The sequence below is a fragment of the Streptomyces sp. KLMMK genome (genome assembly GCF_036961605.1).
GTDB lineage: Bacteria > Actinomycetota > Actinomycetes > Streptomycetales > Streptomycetaceae > Streptomyces > Streptomyces telluris.
Genome location: NZ_JBAMDC010000525.1, coordinates 1 through 3,855, shown reverse-complemented (window position 1 = coordinate 3,855; position 3,855 = coordinate 1). Strand labels below are relative to the sequence as shown.

3 protein-coding genes are annotated in these 3,855 nt (G+C 72.6%); 2 read left to right on the top strand and 1 reads right to left on the bottom strand.

Translation table 11 applies throughout. The features are described from left to right. On the bottom strand, positions 1–307 hold a 307-nt coding region (locus V7793_RS34920), incomplete at its 3' end, for a hypothetical protein (protein WP_336013709.1). A 270-nt stretch (positions 308–577) separates the two neighbouring features. Between V7793_RS34920 and V7793_RS34915 the strand changes: the two genes are divergently transcribed. Both V7793_RS34915 and V7793_RS34910 read left to right on the top strand, forming a co-directional pair. Further along, positions 578–1,378, top strand: coding sequence for an ABC transporter ATP-binding protein (locus tag V7793_RS34915; protein ID WP_336013708.1), 801 nt, complete (start codon positions 578–580; stop codon positions 1,376–1,378). Continuing rightward, the coding region (locus V7793_RS34910; RefSeq protein WP_336013707.1) for an FtsX-like permease family protein at positions 1,378–3,855 on the top strand (2,478 nt) is incomplete at its 3' end. The genes V7793_RS34915 and V7793_RS34910, both read left to right, overlap by 1 nt.

Sequence of the window (3,855 nt, the reverse complement as noted above, 5' to 3'; positions counted from 1 at the left end):
ACTCGCCCACCCACCCGTTCAGTTCGGCGCGGATCCCCTCCTCGTCGCCGCCCCAGAGCGGGGCGAGCTCCGCCGCCGCGCGCCCGGGGTCCCAGTCGCTCCGCTGCAGGGCGATCCACATCGACGTGCCCAGCGGCCCGCACCGGTGCCGGATGCCCGTGCGCGGCGAGAACAGGTCCAGCCGGCCGTCGGGCAGGACCCTGGCCAGCAGATCCGGCTCGGCCCGTAAGCCCTCCACCACCGCCTTCTGCGGGGGCTGTTCACCGCCGGTGCGGCGGGCCGTGCGGCGAATCGAATGCAACACCATGGATCCTCCCGGCTGGGACGCGACTGGACGGGCGCCCTCGTGGGTCCGCACCGCCCGTGCGGCGGCCCGCATCGCTCTCGACGCTACCGAGGGTCGCCTCCCGGCGGAACCACGCTGACTGAACTCGGCAGACGGAGGAAACGGGTGCCGGAAGGTAGAGAAACCTCTACCCCCAAGACACCCTTCAGCGTCATTCTTTCGAACCCGCCCGGCTCCTAGCGTTGTCACCAGGTCACGCGGGGTGCGTGACAGTCCGGTGGGGGAGTCTCGGTGCACACACGAGAAGACGTGCGATCAACGACCGCGGTGCGGCTGGAAGCGGTCCGGAAGATCTACGGCAAGGGCGACAACGAGGTGGCCGCGCTCAAGGAACTGAGCATGTCCTTCGGCACCGGCACCTTCACCGCCGTGATGGGCCCGTCGGGCTCCGGGAAGAGTACCTTCCTGCACTGCGCAGCCGGCCTCGACCAGCCCACGTCGGGTTCGGTGACGGTCGGCGACGTGGACCTCGCCGGGCTGGACGAGGTGCAGCTGACCAAGCTGCGCCGCGACCGCATCGGCTTCATCTTCCAGTCCTTCAACCTGCTGCCCGCGCTGACCGTGATGCAGAACATCGTGCTGCCGCTGAAGCTCGCCGGTAAGCGCCCGAACAAGAACCAGATCCTCATGGTGGTCAACCGGGTCGGCCTGGCCGAGCGGGTCAACCACCTGCCGGGCCAGCTCTCCGGCGGCCAGCAGCAGCGCGTGGCCATCGCCCGCGCCCTGGTCACCCGGCCCGACGTCATCTTCGCCGACGAGCCCACCGGCGCCCTGGACACCCGGACCGCCGCCGCGGTGCTCGCCCTGCTGCGCGAGTCGGTCTCCGCCATCGGCCAGACCCTGGTGATGGTCACCCACGACCCCGTGGCCGCCTCGTACGCCGACCGCGTGGTCTTCCTCGCGGACGGGCGGTTCGTCGGCGAGCTGCACCGGCCGACCCCCGAAGCCGTCGCCGCCCGGATGACGCGCCTGGGCGCCTGGGACGACGAGACCCGCGAGCCGTCCGCGACGGTGGCTGGGGGCCTGCACTGATGTGGGCCCTGGTCTTCCGTACGCTGAAGTTCCGTAAGACGGGATTCATCGCCACCTTCCTCGCGATGTTCCTCGGCGCCGCGATCGTCATGGGCTGCGGCGGTCTCCTCGAGACCGGCATCCGGATGGCCGCGCCGCCGCAGCGGCTCGCCGCCGCACCGGTCGTGGTGACGGGCCAGCAGAAGCACGACGGCACCGCGCTCAGCGAGCGCAACCGCATCGACGCGGGCCTGGTCGACACCGTCCGCTCGGTGCCCGGGGTCCGGCAGGCCGTCGCCGACGTGTCCTTCCCCGCGACCGTCCTCACCGGCGGGAAGCCGGTCGCCGGCAGCTCCGGCTCCGCCGGCCACAACTGGGACAGCGCCCAGCTGACCCCGTACGCCCTCAAGCAGGGTGCGGCGCCCGCCCGCAACGGCGAGGTCGTCCTCGACTCCGGCCTGGCCGCCCGCGCGGGAGCCTCCGTCGGCTCGACCGTCGACCTGGCCGCCCACGGCACCACGCGGAAGTACGTCGTCACCGGCATCGCGGACCGCAAGGGCGGCGGCAGCACGGATCCGGCGGTGTTCTTCTCCGGCGCCGAGGCCCTGCGGCTGGCCGCGACCGGCGGGAAGATCGACTCCATCGGCGTGCTGCCCGCACCGGGCACGAGCACGGCCGCGCTCGGCAAGGCCGTCGAAGCCGAGGTGGGAGGCGCTGCCACCGTCCTCACCGGCGAGCGGCGGGGGCTGGCCGAACTGCCCGGCACCCTGGCCAGCCAGCAGACGGTCACCATCCTGGCGTCGATCTTCGGCAGCTGGGCGATCCTCATCGTGATGTTCGGCGTGGCCTCCACCCTGGGGCTGTCGCTGCAGCAGCGCCAGCACGAGATGGCCCTGCTCCGTGCCATCGGCACCACCTCCCGGCAGGTGCGCCGGATGATCCTCGGCGAGACCGCCGTGCTGTCCGTGCTGGCCACCGTCCTGGCGGTCCTGCCCGGCCGGTACCTCGGCGAGCTGCTCTACGGCCAGCTGACCGGGCACGGCGTCGTGTCGGACGCGGTCGCCTTCCGGGAGGGCTGGATCCCGGTCGCCGTCGGCGCGGTGGCCGCCGTCGCCGCGGCCCTGGGCGCGACGCTCTTCGCCGGGCGCCGCGCCGCGCGGACCAAGCCGGTCGCCGCGCTCGCCGAGAGCGCGCTGCAGACCCGCTGGTTCACGGTCCCCCGGCTGCTGCTCGCCCTGTTCTTCTTCGCCAACGGCATCCTCCTGTCGATCGTCACGGCCACGGTGATGGAGGACGGGCCGTCCCTCGCGAGCACCGCCGGCCCCGCGTCCGTCCTCTTCGCCATCGGCCTCGCCCTGCTGGCCCCCGGCATCACCAAGGGGATCGTGACCGTGCTGCGCCTGCCGGTCCGGCTGCTGACGGGGCTCTCCGGCGAACTCGCCCTGCACAACGCGGCCACGCGCAACGTCCGCATGGCGGGCGCCGTCGCCCCGATCATCCTGCTGATCGGCATCGCCACCGGCACCCTCTACATGCAGTCGACGGAGGACAGCGTCTCCGCACGCAGCTACTCCGAGAACGTGCTCGCCGACTACGTGGTCGACTCGTCGGCCGGGGGCTTCGGCCCGGGCGTCGTCGAACAGGTCCGCGGCCTCCCCGGGGTGGCCGGCGCCTCCGAACTGGTCTCCTCGGACGGAAAGGTCGAGAAGAACGGCGGCTCCGACATCGCCCTGCGCGGCGTCTCCCGGGCCGACGCGGACAAGACCCTCGCGGTCGGCCCCGTCGCCGGATCGCTCGGCGGACTGCAGGGCGACACCGTGGCCCTGTCGGACAAGCAGGCGCAGAAGTTCGGCGTCCGCGTCGGGGACACGCTGCCGGTGCGCCTCGGCGACGGCACCCGCACCGACCCGAAGGTCGTCGCGCTCTTCCCCGACAACCCCAAGCAGCAGTACCTCCTGCTGCCCTCCGCGGTCCTGGCCCCGCACACGACCGCCGGTCTGCCCGAGCAGATCCTGGTCCGCGCCGACGCCGACGCCGACCGCGGCGCCCTCCGGGAGAAGCTCGACCGGCTCGCGGCCGCCCAGCCCGGCGCCGAGGTGGCCGGACGCGCCTCGCTGACGAGCCAGAACAACCAGATCCAGCAGATCCTGGTCTCGGCGAACTACACCATCGTCGCCATGATCGTCGGCTATGCGGCGATCACCGTGATCAACGCCCTGGTGGCGGTGACCCGCCAGCGCAACCGGGAGTTCGGCCTCCAGCGGCTGACCGGCGCCACCCGTGGCCAGGTGATCGGCATGCTGAGCGTCGAAGGCGGCCTGGTCGCCGTCATCGGGACCGTGCTCGGCACCGTCGCCGCCGCCACGACCATCGTCCCGTACAGCCTCGTCAAGAACGGCACCCCGATGCCCGAGGGATCCGTCGGCACCTACCTGGCGATCATCGGGGGAGCCCTGGTCCTCATCTTCGGCGCGACGCTGGTGCCCTCCTGGCGCGGG